This window comes from Pantoea sp. MQR6, assembly GCF_022761075.1.
Taxonomy (GTDB): domain Bacteria; phylum Pseudomonadota; class Gammaproteobacteria; order Enterobacterales; family Enterobacteriaceae; genus Pantoea; species Pantoea phytostimulans.
On the sequence record NZ_JAKYXB010000008.1, the window covers coordinates 38,897 to 54,018 of the forward strand.

At 50.6% G+C, this 15,122-nt stretch carries 17 protein-coding genes; 7 read left to right on the plus strand and 10 right to left on the minus strand.

Annotated elements, in window-relative coordinates; translation table 11 throughout:
- Positions 1–19: 19 nt before the first annotated feature.
- The gene (locus MUG06_RS21415) at positions 20–1,204 is read right to left on the minus strand and encodes a nucleoside transporter C-terminal domain-containing protein (RefSeq protein WP_243079976.1); all 1,185 of its coding nucleotides are present in this window, start codon (positions 1,202–1,204) and stop codon (positions 20–22) included.
- A gap of 148 nt (positions 1,205–1,352) precedes the next feature.
- Between MUG06_RS21415 and rph the strand changes: the two genes are divergently transcribed.
- On the plus strand, positions 1,353–2,069 hold the full coding sequence (rph, locus tag MUG06_RS21420; RefSeq protein WP_215848143.1) for a ribonuclease PH: 717 nt from the start codon (positions 1,353–1,355) through the stop codon (positions 2,067–2,069).
- A 49-nt stretch (positions 2,070–2,118) separates the two neighbouring features.
- The gene (pyrE, locus tag MUG06_RS21425; RefSeq protein ID WP_215848144.1) at positions 2,119–2,760 is read left to right on the plus strand and encodes an orotate phosphoribosyltransferase; all 642 of its coding nucleotides are present in this window, start codon (positions 2,119–2,121) and stop codon (positions 2,758–2,760) included.
- A gap of 32 nt (positions 2,761–2,792) precedes the next feature.
- Here the strand turns inward: pyrE and slmA are convergent, their stop codons facing one another.
- The 3 genes from slmA to coaBC all read right to left on the minus strand — a co-directional run bounded on the left by slmA (position 2,793) and on the right by coaBC (position 5,166).
- A complete protein-coding gene (gene slmA / locus MUG06_RS21430) occupies positions 2,793–3,389 on the minus strand; it encodes a nucleoid occlusion factor SlmA (RefSeq protein ID WP_243079977.1) in 597 nt (198 codons plus the stop codon).
- 120 nt (positions 3,390–3,509) lie between these two features.
- Positions 3,510–3,968, minus strand: coding sequence for a dUTP diphosphatase (dut, locus tag MUG06_RS21435; RefSeq protein ID WP_215848146.1), 459 nt, complete (start codon positions 3,966–3,968; stop codon positions 3,510–3,512).
- Positions 3,946–5,166: a bifunctional phosphopantothenoylcysteine decarboxylase/phosphopantothenate--cysteine ligase CoaBC gene (gene coaBC / locus MUG06_RS21440; protein WP_243079978.1), complete on the minus strand. Its 1,221-nt coding sequence runs from the start codon at positions 5,164–5,166 to the stop codon at positions 3,946–3,948. The genes dut and coaBC overlap by 23 nt, the downstream gene beginning before the upstream one ends.
- Before the next feature lie 184 nt (positions 5,167–5,350).
- On the opposite strand from coaBC, the gene radC reads away from it, so the two are divergent.
- The 4 genes from radC to mutM all read left to right on the plus strand — a co-directional run bounded on the left by radC (position 5,351) and on the right by mutM (position 7,552).
- Positions 5,351–6,007 carry a DNA repair protein RadC gene (radC, locus tag MUG06_RS21445; RefSeq protein WP_243079979.1) on the plus strand — a complete coding sequence of 219 codons (657 nt, stop codon included), beginning with the start codon at positions 5,351–5,353 and terminating at the stop codon, positions 6,005–6,007.
- Positions 6,008–6,248: 241 nt separating this feature from the next.
- On the plus strand, positions 6,249–6,485 hold the full coding sequence (gene rpmB / locus MUG06_RS21450; protein WP_215848149.1) for a 50S ribosomal protein L28: 237 nt from the start codon (positions 6,249–6,251) through the stop codon (positions 6,483–6,485).
- A gap of 20 nt (positions 6,486–6,505) precedes the next feature.
- Positions 6,506–6,673, plus strand: coding sequence for a 50S ribosomal protein L33 (gene rpmG, locus MUG06_RS21455; protein ID WP_003024094.1), 168 nt, complete (start codon positions 6,506–6,508; stop codon positions 6,671–6,673).
- Positions 6,674–6,742: 69 nt separating this feature from the next.
- On the plus strand, positions 6,743–7,552 hold the full coding sequence (gene mutM, locus MUG06_RS21460) for a bifunctional DNA-formamidopyrimidine glycosylase/DNA-(apurinic or apyrimidinic site) lyase (protein ID WP_243079980.1): 810 nt from the start codon (positions 6,743–6,745) through the stop codon (positions 7,550–7,552).
- A gap of 2 nt (positions 7,553–7,554) precedes the next feature.
- Here mutM and coaD read toward each other — a convergent pair whose 3' ends face one another.
- The 5 genes from coaD to rfaQ all read right to left on the minus strand — a co-directional run bounded on the left by coaD (position 7,555) and on the right by rfaQ (position 12,376).
- Entirely contained in the window at positions 7,555–8,034 is a 480-nt protein-coding gene (gene coaD, locus MUG06_RS21465; protein WP_215848151.1) for a pantetheine-phosphate adenylyltransferase, read from the minus strand.
- Entirely contained in the window at positions 8,031–8,807 is a 777-nt protein-coding gene (locus tag MUG06_RS21470; protein ID WP_243079981.1) for a glycosyltransferase family 2 protein, read from the minus strand. Before MUG06_RS21470 ends, coaD begins: the two co-directional genes overlap by 4 nt.
- The gene (gene waaA, locus MUG06_RS21475; protein WP_215848153.1) at positions 8,807–10,081 is read right to left on the minus strand and encodes a lipid IV(A) 3-deoxy-D-manno-octulosonic acid transferase; all 1,275 of its coding nucleotides are present in this window, start codon (positions 10,079–10,081) and stop codon (positions 8,807–8,809) included. The genes MUG06_RS21470 and waaA overlap by 1 nt, the downstream gene beginning before the upstream one ends.
- A 92-nt stretch (positions 10,082–10,173) precedes the next feature.
- Positions 10,174–11,307 (minus strand): glycosyltransferase family 4 protein, encoded by a 1,134-nt coding sequence (locus MUG06_RS21480; RefSeq protein ID WP_243079982.1) that lies wholly within the window; start codon positions 11,305–11,307, stop codon positions 10,174–10,176.
- Positions 11,300–12,376 carry a putative lipopolysaccharide heptosyltransferase III gene (gene rfaQ, locus MUG06_RS21485; RefSeq protein WP_243079983.1) on the minus strand — a complete coding sequence of 359 codons (1,077 nt, stop codon included), beginning with the start codon at positions 12,374–12,376 and terminating at the stop codon, positions 11,300–11,302. The genes MUG06_RS21480 and rfaQ overlap by 8 nt, the downstream gene beginning before the upstream one ends.
- A 600-nt stretch (positions 12,377–12,976) precedes the next feature.
- Between rfaQ and MUG06_RS21490 the strand changes: the two genes are divergently transcribed.
- Entirely contained in the window at positions 12,977–13,999 is a 1,023-nt protein-coding gene (locus tag MUG06_RS21490) for a glycosyltransferase family 9 protein (protein ID WP_243079984.1), read from the plus strand.
- Positions 14,000–14,001: 2 nt separating this feature from the next.
- Here MUG06_RS21490 and MUG06_RS21495 read toward each other — a convergent pair whose 3' ends face one another.
- Positions 14,002–15,096 (minus strand): glycosyltransferase, encoded by a 1,095-nt coding sequence (locus tag MUG06_RS21495; protein ID WP_215848155.1) that lies wholly within the window; start codon positions 15,094–15,096, stop codon positions 14,002–14,004.
- Positions 15,097–15,122: the final 26 nt, after the last annotated feature.

A 15,122-nucleotide genomic window follows, 5' to 3' on the forward strand; every position in this document is an offset into this window, starting at 1 on the left:
CGCAGGCCGCCGCTTCGTCTTAAATAAACAGTCCCGCAAAGGCAGCTGACAACAGGCTTACCAGCGTTGAGCCATAAACCAGTTTCCAGCCAAAACGTGAAACTACGTTGCCCTGTTGTTCGTTCAGGCCTTTGATTGCCCCGGCAACGATGCCGATGGAGGCAAAGTTGGCAAACGACACCAGGAACACTGACAGAATGCCTAATCCACGTGGACTCATACCTGCAGCCACTTTTTGCAGTTCAATCATGGCGACAAATTCATTGGCGACCAGCTTCGTTGCCATGATGCTACCCGCCTGCAATGCATCTGCCGAGGGAATGCCAACCAGCCAGGCAAATGGATAAAACACATAACCCAGCAACTGCTGGAAGCTATAGCCAAACACCGCCGCAAACAGCGCATTCACAGCCGCAATCAACGCAATAAATCCAATCAGCATGGCCAGAATTATCATCGCCACTTTGAAACCCGCCAGGATGTATTCACCCAGCATTTCAAAAAAGCTCTGATCTTCATGCAGTTTATCCAGTGCAATTTCCTGCTGGTCTTGGTTATTACCCGGATTAATGATGGACAGAATAATGAAGGTGCTAAACATATTAAGCAGCAGAGCTGCGACCACATACTTGGCATCAATCATTGTCATATATGCACCGACAATGGAGAGCGAAACCGTGGACATTGCCGTGGCGGCCATGGTGTAAAGGCGCTTAGGTGGAATATCGCCAAGGATACCTTTATAGGCGATAAAGTTTTCCGATTGGCCCAGAATCAGGGTGCTTACGGCGTTAAACGACTCAAGCTTGCCCATGCCGTTGATCTTTGACAGCAGCGTTCCCACCAGGCGAATCAGCAGCGGCAGAATTCGCCAATGCTGCAAAATACCAATGAGCGCGGAGATAAAGACAATCGGACAAAGCACGCCCAGGAAGATAAACGCTAAACCTTGTTTACTCATGCCGCCAAACACGAACTCAGTACCTTGTGCGGCAAAGCCCAGCAGCGTTTCAAAAAATCCGCCAACCGAGCCGACCAGCGCCAGTCCGCTGGCAGAATGCAGAAAGAACCAACCCAAAGCGGCTTCTATAACAATCAGTTGAATGATAAAGCGTGGGCGAATCTGTTTGCGGTCATGACTGACCAATAGCGCAAGGGCGAAAATCACCACCAGCGCGAGCAGGAAATGAAGAATAGCGGCCATGTTTTTTATATTTGAAAGAGAAAGAGAGGGGCATTTAGCCACAGTCGACGCATAATTTCATCTCGCAAAGCGAGAGGCCGCAGCAAGAGACAGCAGGCATGGAAGTCCGTATAATGCGCAGCCAATCATTAGCAAGCCGGAGATTACCATGCGTCCAGCAGGCCGTAGCGCACAACAGGTGCGTCCCGTCACATTGACCCGCAATTACACCAAACACGCTGAAGGTTCCGTTTTGGTGGAATTCGGTGAAACCAAAGTGCTTTGCACTGCCACGGTGGACGAAGGCGTTCCGCGTTTCCTCAAAGGCCAAGGTCAGGGCTGGGTCACCGCCGAATATGGCATGCTGCCGCGTTCAACGCACAGCCGTATGGCGCGTGAAGCCGCCAAAGGCAAACAAGGTGGTCGTACGCTGGAAATTCAGCGCCTGATTGCTCGCTCACTGCGTGCTGCTGTTGATCTCAAAGCCTTGGGTGAATTTACTATCACCCTCGATTGCGACGTGATTCAAGCTGATGGCGGTACGCGTACTGCCTCTATTACAGGTGCTTGCGTCGCGCTAGCCGATGCATTGAACAAGTTGGTAGCAGCGGGCAAGCTGAAAGCTAATCCGATGAAAGGCATGGTTGCTGCAATTTCTGTCGGCATCGTCAACGGCGAAGCACTGTGCGACCTGGAATATGTTGAAGATTCCGCTGCTGAAACCGACATGAACGTCGTGATGATGGAAGACGGTCGCATGATCGAGGTGCAGGGCACCGCTGAAGGCGAACCGTTCAGTCACGAAGAGTTGCTGGCGCTGCTGGCGCTGGCGCGAGGCGGGATTGAAGAGCTAATTCAGGCGCAGAAGGCCGCACTGGAAAATTGATGTAACAGGCGACCATAGAGTCGCCTTTTCTTTATTTGAGGAGTAAGAGATGAAATCCTGGCAGCGTCAGTTTATTGAATTCGCCTTGAACAAGCAGGTGCTCAAGTTCGGTGAGTTCACTTTAAAGTCTGGGCGCAAAAGCCCCTATTTCTTTAACGCCGGTCTGTTTAACAGCGGACGGGATTTAGCGCTGTTAGGACGCTTTTACGCGCAAGCGTTGGTCGATGGCGGTGTGGATTTTGATCTGCTGTTTGGTCCCGCTTATAAAGGCATCCCAATCGCCACCACCACCGCAGTTGCGTTAGCCGATCATCACGACCGCGACGTTCCTTACTGTTTTAACCGCAAAGAAGCGAAAGATCATGGCGAAGGCGGTTTGCTGGTAGGCAGTCCGCTTGAAGGACGCATCATGCTGGTGGACGACGTTATCACCGCGGGTACGGCAATTCGCGAATCAATGGATATTATCAGCGCGCACAATGCGACGCTGGCAGGCGTATTGATTTCACTGGATCGCCAAGAGCGTGGGCGTGGCGATATTTCAGCGATTCAGGAAGTGGAACGTGACTATAAATGCAAAGTCACCGCCATTATTACGCTGAAAGATTTGATTGCTTATTTGGAAGAGAAGCCAGAAATGGCCGATCACTTAGCGCAGGTACGTGCTTACCAAAAATCTTACGGAATTTAAGCGAAAGGCGGGTGTGATGCCCGCCTTTTTTATTAGATTAACTGTGAGGCGATCAGCGGCCAGCGTGTGTCAAAGTCTGCTGTTGGCCGGAAACGAAACTCAGAACGAACATAACGTGAAAGTAATCCTTCACAAAATGCCAGAAGCTGACTGGCTAAAAGCGTGTCATCAGTTTGAAAACCTTCACCTTCACGCATTTTTCGCTCACGCATCACCTGACGCAACTGTACTTCTATACGCTCAAACAGCTGATTAATACGCCCTTGTAAGCGATCCTGCTCAAACATCAGCGCATGGCCGGTCAAAATACGCGTCAGCCCTGGATTACGCTCACCAAACCCCAGAATCAGTTGCACGATAAGACGCAGACGCGTCATCGTCTCTTTCTCATCCTTGAGGATAAGATTGATGCGGGTAATCAGACTGTCTTCGATAAATTCGATCAGGCTATCGAACATGCGTGTCTTGCTGGGAAAGTGACGATATAAAGCCGCTTCAGAAACGCCTACATTCGCCGCCAGTTTAGCGGTAGTAATTCGCTGACTGCCATCGCCGGATTCCAGCATTTGCGCCAGCGCCTGCAATATCTCTTCGCGACGGTTCCTTTTCGCGACTTTTTTTTCTGCCATGATCTTAAAGACCCCTGAAATTCACCATACACAGGCAACACCTACGCATCTGCCACAAGAGAGCGTCTCATGGCGATGAGAACTAAAATGATTGGCGTAAGTGAAAGTGGGTAGTGCGGGTTACTGGCGGCCTGAATGACCGAAGCCACCTTCACCGCGCAAGCTGGCGTCAAAGTCTTCAACCAGATTGAATTCGGCTTGCACCACTGGCACAAAAACCAGCTGTGCCATGCGATCGCCGGGCTGCAGCGTAAAGCTTTCCTGACCGCGGTTCCATACAGAAACCATTAACTGGCCCTGATAATCGGAATCGATCAGGCCCACCAGATTACCCAGAACGATACCGTGCTTATGGCCCAAACCCGAGCGCGGTAGAATCACTGCAGCCAGGCTTGGATCGGCAATATGAATTGCCAAACCAGTAGGTACCAGCGTGGTCGTGCCTGGCGTAATCTCCAGTGCACCATCCAGGCAGGCGCGTAAATCTAACCCAGCGGAACCCGAGGTCGCGTAAGTTGGCAGTGGGAAATCCTTGCCGACACGCGCATCAAGAATCTTAACGTCTATTTTTTTCATCATAACGGCTGACAATCTCGTCTAATAATTGTTGGCCAAGGAGCGACTTATCGCTGAGCGGTAAGTGTTTTTCTCCTTCCTGCCAAAAAAGGTGAAGCGCATTGGTGTCGCTATCAAATCCTTGTCCGGCTTTCGCAACGTCATTCGCGCAAATTAGGTCCAGATTCTTGCGCACCCGTTTTTGCCGGGCGTATTCTTCCACATTCTGGGTTTCAGCGGCAAATCCAACGACAAAAGGCCGACCTTTCTGTAATGCAGCGACACCCGCGACAATGTCGGGATTCTTTATGAGCTGTAGCGTGACGTTATCATCGCCACCCTGTTTTTTGATTTTCTCAGCCGCAATTTCAGCGGCCCGGTAGTCTGCCACGGCTGCGCTTGCAATGAAAATATGTTGTTGGTCTATCTTGCCCATCACTGCTGATTGCATCTCTAAAGCGGTGGTGACATCAATACGCTTTACCCCAGTTGGCGTGGCCAGATTGACTGGGCCAGCGACCAGCGTGACGTTTGCGCCGCGTTTGGCCGCTGCGGTTGCAATGGAAAAACCCATTTTCCCCGAGCTTTTATTTGTCAGGTAACGCACCGGATCGAGCGCCTCACGGGTTGGGCCGGCCGTAATCATAATGTTGATATGTTGCAGATCGTTGACGGGTGACGCCCACTGCACGGCATGGTCAACAATCTGAAGGGGATCCAGCATGCGACCGGGCCCCACATCACCACAGGCCTGACTGCCGCTGTCCGGGCCCCAAATCAACAGACCACGGGCATGCAATGTTTGCAGATTTTGTTGCGTTACAGCGGCACGATACATTTGTTGATTCATTGCCGGTACTACAGCAATCGGTGCGGCGGTAGCAAGACATGACGTGGTCACCAGATCGTTCGCCATGCCTGCTGTTACGCGAGCAATCAAATCCGCTGTTGCCGGGGCGAGGATAATCAGATCGGCCCATTTGGCCAACTCAATGTGGCCCATTGCGGCTTCGGCTGCCGGATCAAGCAAGTCATCAAATACCGGATAGCCGGAAACAGCTTGCAAGCTGAGTGGAGTAATAAAGGCTTTAGCGCCTTCCGTCATCATTACGCGGACTTCGGCACCGCGATCGCGTAGGCGACGAACCAATTCAGGTGCTTTATACGCGGCGATTCCGCCGCTGACGCCCAAAAGAATTTTTTTACCGGCTAATCCCATCATGCTGTTGGCCTCACTAAACGGTTTGCCGCGTCTGGCGCGACTTAATGCACGAACTTTACCATAAAACCCCTAAATCGCTTTTTCACTCCCTGCCGTTTGCGAGACGCCTCGTAAAACGACGCAGTGCTGATGGCAGCAGACGGTGTGATTCGTCAGGATAGTGAGGACATCAGGGAGAACCACCATGGAAAGTATGGCACCGCGAGAAAAATTACAGCTTTTGGGTGCGGAAACACTGAGCGATGTGGAGCTGCTGGCCATTTTTTTGCGCACCGGCTCAGCAGGCGTTAACGTCATGGTGCTGGCACAGCAGATGTTGCAAGAGTTCGGCTCGCTTTATCACATCATGACAGCAAGCAAAGCGGCTTTCAGTGGCATTAAAGGGGTGGGTGATGCGAAGCTCGCGCAACTGCACGCGATTGCCGAGCTGGCAAAACGTTTCTTTGCCAGCCAACTTGCGCGCGAAAATGCGATGGAAAACCCACAGATAACACGGCATTACTTGCAAAGCCTGTTAGCGCATCAGGAACGTGAGATCTTCATGGCGCTGTTTTTGGATAATCAACACCGTGTGTTACTGGCGCAAAAGATGTTTTCTGGTTCAATAAATAGCGTCGAGGTACATCCACGCGAGATTGTGCGGGAAGCGTTAAAGGTCAATGCAGCGGCATTGATACTGGCGCATAATCACCCTTCTGGCATGTCTGAGCCGAGCAAGGCCGACCGTGAAATTACACATAAAGTGAGCGAAGCCTGTGGTTTACTGAACATTCGTTTGCTCGATCACTTAGTGATTGGCCATGGTGAATATGTCTCATTTGCCGAGCGTGGATGGCTTTAAGTATAAGAAAATAGGGTCCAGATGGTGGCTTTTTACACGATCATTCGGGATCTTTATCTGTTCGGGACTTGAGCACTTGCGCCGAGCGGCGTATACTACGCCACCTTTGAGAATCTCGGGTTTGGCGGTTAGGCCAGCTTAGCGGGTTCCATGGAACTCGCCTGGCGGGCTATGAGCCTGACGAGGCGGCCAAAACCTAATTTTTAAAGCTCGAGCTGATTTGATTTTTGGAGATATTGACATGTCACGAGTCTGCCAGGTAACTGGAAAGCGCCCGGTGAGCGGTAACAACCGTTCCCACGCAATGAACGCGACGAAACGCCGTTTCCTTCCGAACCTGCACTCACACCGTTTTTGGGTTGAGAGCGAGAAGCGCTTCGTTACTCTGCGTGTATCTGTAAAAGGTATGCGTACTATTGATAAAAAGGGCATTGATACGGTTTTGGCCGATCTGCGTGCCCGTGGTGAGAAGTACTAAGAGTACTAAGGAACTGAATCATGGCTAAAGGTATTCGTGAGAAGATCAAGCTGGTTTCCTCTGCTGGTACAGGTCACTTCTATACCACCACGAAGAACAAACGTACTAAACCAGAGAAGTTGGAACTGAAAAAGTTCGATCCGGTTGTACGTCAGCATGTGCTCTACAAAGAAGCTAAAATTAAGTAATTTTAGTGTTCTGCTAAAAACCCGGCTCCGGCCGGGTTTTTTGTTTGTGAAAAACGCTGAGGAGAAGCTATGCCAGAATTACCTGAGGTTGAAACCAGCCGTCGCGGTATCGAACCGCATCTGGTAGGAGAAACTATCCTGCACGCCATTGTGCGTAACACACGTTTGCGCTGGCCTGTTTCTCAAGAAATTCTCGCGCTCAGCGATCAGCCGGTTCTCAGCGTTCAGCGTCGTGCTAAATATTTACTGTTAGAATTGCCGCACGGCTGGATCATTATCCATCTCGGCATGTCTGGCAGTTTGCGGGTGTTACCCGAAGAGTTGCCTGCAGCTAAACATGATCATGTTGACTTGGTTATGAGTAACGGCAAAGTGCTGCGTTACACCGATCCACGGCGTTTTGGTGCCTGGTTGTGGAGCTGCGATTTAGCGGGCAGCAGTGTGCTGTCACACCTTGGCCCAGAGCCGCTCAGTGATATTTTTGATGGTGATTATCTTTTTGGGAAGTCGCGTGGTAAGCGCACGGTGATTAAACAGTGGTTAATGGATAACAAAGTGGTGGTTGGCGTTGGCAACATATACGCCAGTGAGTCCTTGTTTACTGCTGGGATCTTACCCGAGCGACCCGCAATGAGCCTGAGCAAAAAGGAAGCCGAATTACTGGCTAACACGATCAAAGCGGTGCTGCTGCGATCGATTGAGCAGGGCGGTACCACTTTACGTGATTTCTTACAGAGCGACGGCAAACCAGGCTATTTTGCACAGCAATTGCAGGTTTATGGCCGAGCCGGTGAGCCGTGTCGTGCGTGTGGAATGCCGATTATTAGCGGCAAGCACGGGCAGCGCAGTACTTACTGGTGCCCGAACTGCCAACATTAACGCTACGCTAGCTTAGCTTGTAATGCCTGATGTACTGGCGCTGGAAGGAAGGCGGTGACATCGCCGCCGTGGCGCGCCACCTCTTTCACTAGCGAAGAGGAGACAAAGGAGAAGCCCTCAGAGGGCATCAGGAACACGCTTTCCAGCGTAGGCAGCAAATGACGATTCATATGCGCCAGCTGCATTTCATATTCAAAATCCGATACTGCACGTAATCCACGCACCAGGACATTAGCCTGCTGCGCGCGGGCAAAGTTCGCCATTAAATCACTGAAGCCAACCACTTCAACGTTAGGCAGGTGCGCAATCACTTGCTGAGCAAGTTCTACACGCTCATCCAGGTCAAACATCGGCTTTTTACTCGGGCTGGCCGCTATCGCCACCACAAGATGATCAAACATCTGGGCTGCGCGCGTCACAATGTCAAGATGCCCTAATGTAATGGGATCAAAGGTTCCGGGATAAATGGCTTTAGTACTCATATGCGCCCTTTTGCCTTGGCATGACCGAGCGCCCAAAGCGCTGCGTATTTGTTGAATGTATACTGCGCGTTGACCATCGCGAGTATCCAGCCTTGTTTGCCATCGAGAAAACCGGCGCGTAGCAGCAGCGTTTTAATAAATGCGCCCAGCGTATGGCTAAAAATGGAGAACAGCCCGCAACGCTTGCCGCGCTGAAAGCGTTCTTTTGCCCAGGCTTCAGCATAGGCAAGCTGTTTGCGCTGGAAAGCGATTAAGTCACGGCAGGTTAGGTGCTGTAGATCGCCTTTCAATACCTGAACTGGCACGCCTTGGGTATTGAGTGATTCATGCACCAGATTATCGTTATAAGTGAGCGTGCGGGGATAAAGGCGCATTACGCGATCGGGATACCAGCCGCTGTGACGCATAAAACGGCCCAGAAACAGGTTACTACGGCACAGGCTGTAAACAGTGTTGCTGGGCGGCGTCATTAATACTTGCTCAATGGCGTTGCGTAATTCAGGCGTCACGCGCTCATCAGCATCGATCATCAAAATCATTTCGTGGCTGGCGTAACTTTGCGCACGTTGACGCTGTTTGCCGTAGCCTGGCCAGCTGTCAGCGTGAAACACTTCAGCGCCCGCTTCGCGCGCAATTTCAACGCTATTATCGGCACTGCCAGAATCCAGCACGATAATCTCATCGGCCCAGTCAACGGAGGCAAGGCAAGCCGGCAACAGCTCCGCTTCGTTCTTGGCGATCATCACCACCGAAAGACGTTGGCGTGTTGGCATTAATGGGCCCGTGGCGGTAAATGAGGTTCGAGTAACTGTAGCAGACGCTGCAAAGCACCTTGATTTTGATGCAGCACCTCTACGGCATGGCGGCCGTAATAGCGGCGATAATCATCATCCTTCAGTAAATTAGCGACCTCTTTTTCCAGAGAGATCACATCAGTGACGGTGATTAAACCTTGTGCTTCCTGCAATTTGCTGCAGATATCTTTGAAGTTCCAGATATGCGGGCCCATCAGCACAGGAAGAGCATGTGCTGCGGGTTCTAGCGGGTTATGGCCGCCACGTTCTACCAGGCTGCCGCCCACAAATGCCAGATCAGCAATGCCATAAAGCAGCATTAATTCACCCATTGAATCGCCGATGACCACCTGAGTCGAACCGGAAGGAATTTCACCGCTGCTGCGTAAAATAAAGCTGAAACCACGCTTTTGCGTCAGCTCACGTGCATCGTTGAAACGCTCAGGGTGACGTGGCACCAGAATCAATAACAGGTCGGGGAAAGTTTGCAGCAATCGGCGATGAGCATCTAACACGATAGCTTCTTCACCTTCATGGGTGCTGGTGGCGATCCACACTGGACGACGCGGCGCCCATTGCCGACGCAGCGTGACTGCCCGAGCAGCCAGTTCTGGCGTTACTGAAATATCAAATTTTAGGCTGCCGGTAATCGTTAGCTGGGCGCGTTTCAAACCTAGCTCAACGAAACGGTCGCCATCTTCACTGGTCTGGGCCGCAATCAGCGTAATGCTTTGCAGTAACTGACGCATGAAATTGCCCAGTTTGCGATAACCTTTAGCCGAACGCGCTGATAAACGCGCGTTAGCAATCACCAAAGGAATTTGTCGCTTATGCAGAATACGAATGATATTCGGCCATAGCTCAGTTTCCATGATGATAACCAATCTTGGATTTACCGTATCAAGGAAACGATTGATGGAGCCGGGCAGATCGTAAGGGAGATAGACGTGATGCACATCTTTACCAAACGCAGACTGAGCGCGCTCGGAGCCGGTTGGCGTCATTGTGGTGACAGTAATGGGCAGCGTCGGATAACGATGGCGCAAAGCACGCACCAGCGGAACGGCCGCTAACGTTTCTCCAACGGAAACCGAATGCAGCACAATGCCATGTGGTTGAACTTTGCCTACACAATAGCCGTAACGCTCGGCCCAGCGTTTACGGTATGCCGGAGCTTTACGACCGCGCAGCCACAGGCGCAGCCAAATCAGTGGCTGAATAAGATAGAGCAATGCGGTGTAAATGGTCGTCATAGTTACCGTTACGACACGTTGGCGTCAAAAAATACAATAAAGTCAGATTGCGGCATGTTATCAGAAACCACTCGCGCACTCATCTGACTTTGTCAGTTGGTCTTTAACACCTGCTGATAGAGTGATGTTAAGGAGCGAGCCAGCCTTTGTGGCCCATAAGGTTCAATTCTGCGGCGTGCAGCTTCACCCATGCTTGAATCCACTGAAAGTGCAGGAATAGTCTGAATGGCTTCACTTAATGCGTTGATATCCAAAGCATCACAGATGAAGCCTTCTTGACCAGCCGTGATAAATTCTGCTCCACCGCAGCCGGTGCTGGTGATCACCGGTAAGCCGCAAGCCATTGCTTCCAGCACAACATTTGGGAAAGGATCGTAGAGTGTGGGCAGCAGCAGGCCATCGGCAGCGTGATAGAAGGGTTGCACATCCTGTTGTACGCCGACAAAGCGCAGGCGGTCCAGGCAGTTAAAACGATTCGCCAGTTGTTGATAACGCTGCAATTGCTTGTCTTGTCCTACCACAATCAGATAGCGATCGCTCTTTGCCAACGCCTCTATGGCGGCTTTTAAGCCTTTACGCTCAAAACCGGAACCGACATAAATCAGGACTGTAGCGCTGTCTGGCAGCTTGAGATGCTGACGTGTAGCGTGTCGAGTCGCTTCGGTGGCAGGCTGAAAGCGCTCAGCATCAATCGCGTTATGAATAACGTGAATTTTATCGGCATTCAGTGAGAAGCAGCGCAAGATGTCGCGCTTTACCATGTCTGAATTGCAGATAACGGCTTTGAGCGTTGGGGAATTAAACATCTCCGCTTCTGCCTGCAATACGTAGCGATGGTAAGGGCTCAGTTTGGCGCTCAAGCGCTGCATGGGCGACACGATGCGCGCGCGTTGCTCAAGCCAGACGCGATGCACGCCGTCACCGGCACGAAAAATATCACAGCCAGCAATGCGCTCGTGGCTCTGTACGATATCAAACTTCTCTCGTTCCCAGCAGGCTCGAGCTGCTTGAGCAAAACCACGTTCACGTGAAACTCGACCCAGTTTGGCCGGGTTGCAGATGTGCAAATGCCAGTCAGGATTAGGCGTACCTTGCCAGCTACGCGTAATAATGTTCAGGTCCAGCTGCTCGCTGCCCAACGCTTCCAACGCGCGCGATATAAAGCGTTCGGCACCGCCATCGGGACGGTATTTCTGGCGCACAATGGCCAGACGTAACTTACTCATTAAGGTAGCTCCTTGCTGCGGCAACCACATCCTCTACTGGAATGATGGAAAGAAAGCGCTGTTGCGTGTTGGTATCAATCGAGTCTGGCGAAGGTAATGGGCCATAATCACCCGCCCAAATGACGCGATTATGTTCCCCCCAAGGCCGCCAGTGCTGCAGCTTGGTTGGACCAAAAAGCGCAATACAGGGTGTATCAAGTGCAGCCGCCATGTGCATTGGCGCGGAATCAACGCCAATAAACAGCTGCGCGTGATCGATCAGCGCGGCTAGCTGTGGCAATGAGAATTTTCCTGCGAGCGAAACCACATCTGGCGAACGACATAAAGATTGAATGTGTTCAATCATTACTCGTTCTTTTTGATCTGGCGCGGCAGTCAATATCACTTTTCGATTCTGTTTTGCCAGCTGATCGATGGTGGCTGCGACTTTCTCATCTTCCCAGCATTTAAAACCCCAACGGGAAGTGGGCTGCACCACAATGAAGGGCGAATTGATACCGTTTTCGAGCAGCGTTGATAGGACGTATTGTTTGTCGTTTTCGCTGTAATGCATTGAGACGCGAGCACCTTCACGGCTAATGCCGAGCGGCGCAAGCGCGCTCATGTTTTGTTCAACGGTATGCAGCGTGCTGTGATCGGCGGTAGAAACCAACTGATTATGGCAAAATCGCCAAAGAGCATTGTCGCGCTTCTTAAATGCGAAACCGATACGCAGCGGTGCTCGCGATAAACGCGTAATGATTCCTGCACGCCACTGATCGGCCAGGTTGATCACTAAATCATAATGGCAGGCGCGAACATCAGCGATCAGCGCACGTTCATGCGCTAACTTACGCCAGGCACCTTCATTCTTCCATTTGCGGTCAATGATGTGCAGGCGACGAATTGCCGGGTGCGCTTCCAGCATCGGACGCGTTTCTTGATACAGCAATACATCAATATTCGCCTGCGGATAGCGTTGATGAAGCGCATTGATAACAGGCGTCGTCAGCAGCATATCGCCATGATGGCGTAACTTGATAAGCAAAATATTTTGCGGAGAAATGTTTGCCAAAATCGGGCTTGCCATAAACCAGTGTTCTCAAATTGGAATGAACCGATTGTATGGCAAAGCCTTTAGGGGTTAAAGCCAGCCATTCGGGTTATTTGTTACGCCAAACAGAAGCGGCAAACTAAAGCAGCAACTGAAACGCCTGCGCCAGGCCACATACATTTATCAACATACAAAAATGTGTTCCGGTTGAAAAGATATCTACAATGATTGCTCTTCGGGCTTGGGTATCGGGTTTTCGACTTACGTTGTGGCAAGTGCTGAACGCTTTACGGATGATTTGATAGTGAGAAACCGAATAAATTCCCTTTGTGTCGCGATAATGGCAAAGAATTCACTGGCCGCGTGCGCCCAGGCAGGAGTTACAAGCCAGACTTACCCTCAACTTTTTCCGTGATGTCAGGGAAAAGGAACTTAATGAATGAGCCAATACACATAAGGTATTAGCCCTTTCTCGATTCGACTACTGTGGCGCATTATTTTAGTCTCTGATACTCAGTCCTTTCATCCATCAGAACTTTATTTAAAATAAGGGTCAAACGTAGAGATTTTTGCATTTATGTTGCATACCTCCTGACCTTTTTAGAAAGCCATTCATTGCCAATTGGGCCCACTTTTATGAAGAATATATTGCTAATCAGACGTGACAATATCGGTGATATGGTATGTACGACACCGCTAATTGAGGGAATAAAACGTACCTGGCCCGATGTAAAGTTAACTGTTTTAGTCAACAAAGTGGCTCAGGATGTGGCGCTGAATAATCCGTACATTGATGAGTTATATGTCTATAAAAAATCAAAACACCGTGAAAAAGGCGAAAGTGCACTGAAGGTGTATCTACAGAGGCTAAAAATCTTTTTTGCGCTGCGTAAAACAACATTTGATATGACGATTTTAGCCAATCCGGTGCCCTGTAAATACAGTTTGCGCCTGGCTACGATGGCGGGAGCTAAAAAAATAATCGGTGCCGGTACCAATCCCGCCGAGTTAACTATCCCGCTGGCTAAGGAGGATTTCAATGGTGCACATCAGGTAGAACATACCTTTACCTATCTCACCAAATTAGCGCCATCGGCTGTTGCCATCCCGGAAGTGAATGTTTATCTGAGCCCGCAGGAAAAAGGTGAGGCGGAGAAACGGCTGGCGGATAAAATTCCTCAAGATGCGCGCGTGTATGGCATTCACATCAGTAGTCGTAGCGCTAAACGCCGCTGGCCGGTGGAATCTTATGCGCAGATCATTGAGAAAATTTTGCAAGATCCTAAAGCCCATGTGCTGCTGTTTTGGTCGCCGCAGGGTGCATTAGATCCCAACGATGTCGGTGATTCGGCTCGTATGCAATCTTTGTTGCAACAGGTTAATTCACCGCGCGCAATTGCCTATCCAACCTCATCTATTCGTGAATTGATTGCCGGTCTTGATCGCTGTGAACAGGTGCTGTGTAGCGATGGCGGTCAAATGCATATCACCGCCGCGTTACATAAAAGACAGGTAGTCTTTTTTGGTGACACCAACGCGGCAGCCTGGCATCCATGGTCTGGTCAGTATGCCATTTTGCAGTCAGCGTCTGGCGATTGTGCCGATATCAGCGTTGATGAAGCCTGGGCTGCCTGGCAGAAATTGCAGGCAGCCTCATAAGATCAGGCCAACTCGGTATACTGCTGAGTGATTTTTTTGACGTCGTAATGTTCCAAAGAAGATTCATTGATATGCGGCAAATGGTGGTAAATCTCCACCATCTTGTCCGCCAAAGCCTGCGCATCAATTGGCGTCAATAAATCAGCCATGCCCGCTTTAACCAAAATCTCTTCGGGACCACCGGGACAGCGAGTACTGATCACTGGCGTTCCGCACATCAATGATTCCACAATCACATTGCCAAATCCTTCACTGTCCGAGCTCAGAACCATCATGCGGGCATGTTTAATATAAGGAAAAGGGTTTTCCTTGAAGCCTAAGAACAACACGCGATCGGCAATGTTTAACGCTTCAGCCAGGCTTTTGGCTGCCTGAATACGCTCTTCGGTGCCGGTTCCCAGTAAAACCAGTTTGCATGGCAGGCCTGACTTAGCAAATGCGTGGAGAAGGCGATCTTGTCGTTTTTGCGGGTGGATGCGTGCCACGTTGATGATGTAATCGGTACCGGCCAAATCACACGGTTCACTGGCCCGCTGGCGAAGCGTAGCGCTGTCGAAAGGATTGTTAATGACCGCTGTTTTGGCGGGTGTTACGCCCATCACGTCAATCAGATCATCAAGTACCGCCTGGGAAACAGCAGTGATATTTTTGCCCTGATAAATTTTCGCCATCTTGTTTCTTTTCAACGTGTAATTCAGGCCCTTGCGGTGCCCAAGATAAGTTGATGAGAGAACGCCATGAATGCAATACCACAGTCGAGCGGGATCGATAGCTTTACAGCGCGCCACGATGCGATCGGTTTTATGTAGATTGGAGATAATCAGGTCAAACTTACCGTTGGCGGCTTCGTCCTTACTTAGCACCTGGTCCAGCTTTTTGGCTCGACGAGACAGCTCAGTGAGCTTACGCCATGGCGCCTTGCTGTGTTGCGTCACCACTTTATAGGCTACGCCTTCGGGGAGTTTATATGCGCAAACCTCGGCTAAAGAATAGAGGCTGACGTCATGGCCCATCTGCTGCATACACTCGCTTAGGGTCAGTACGACTTTTTCAGCGCCGCCGCCAGGCAAGCCATCAATGATCATCAAAATGCGCATATCACGTCCAAAACTTCGGTAAAATT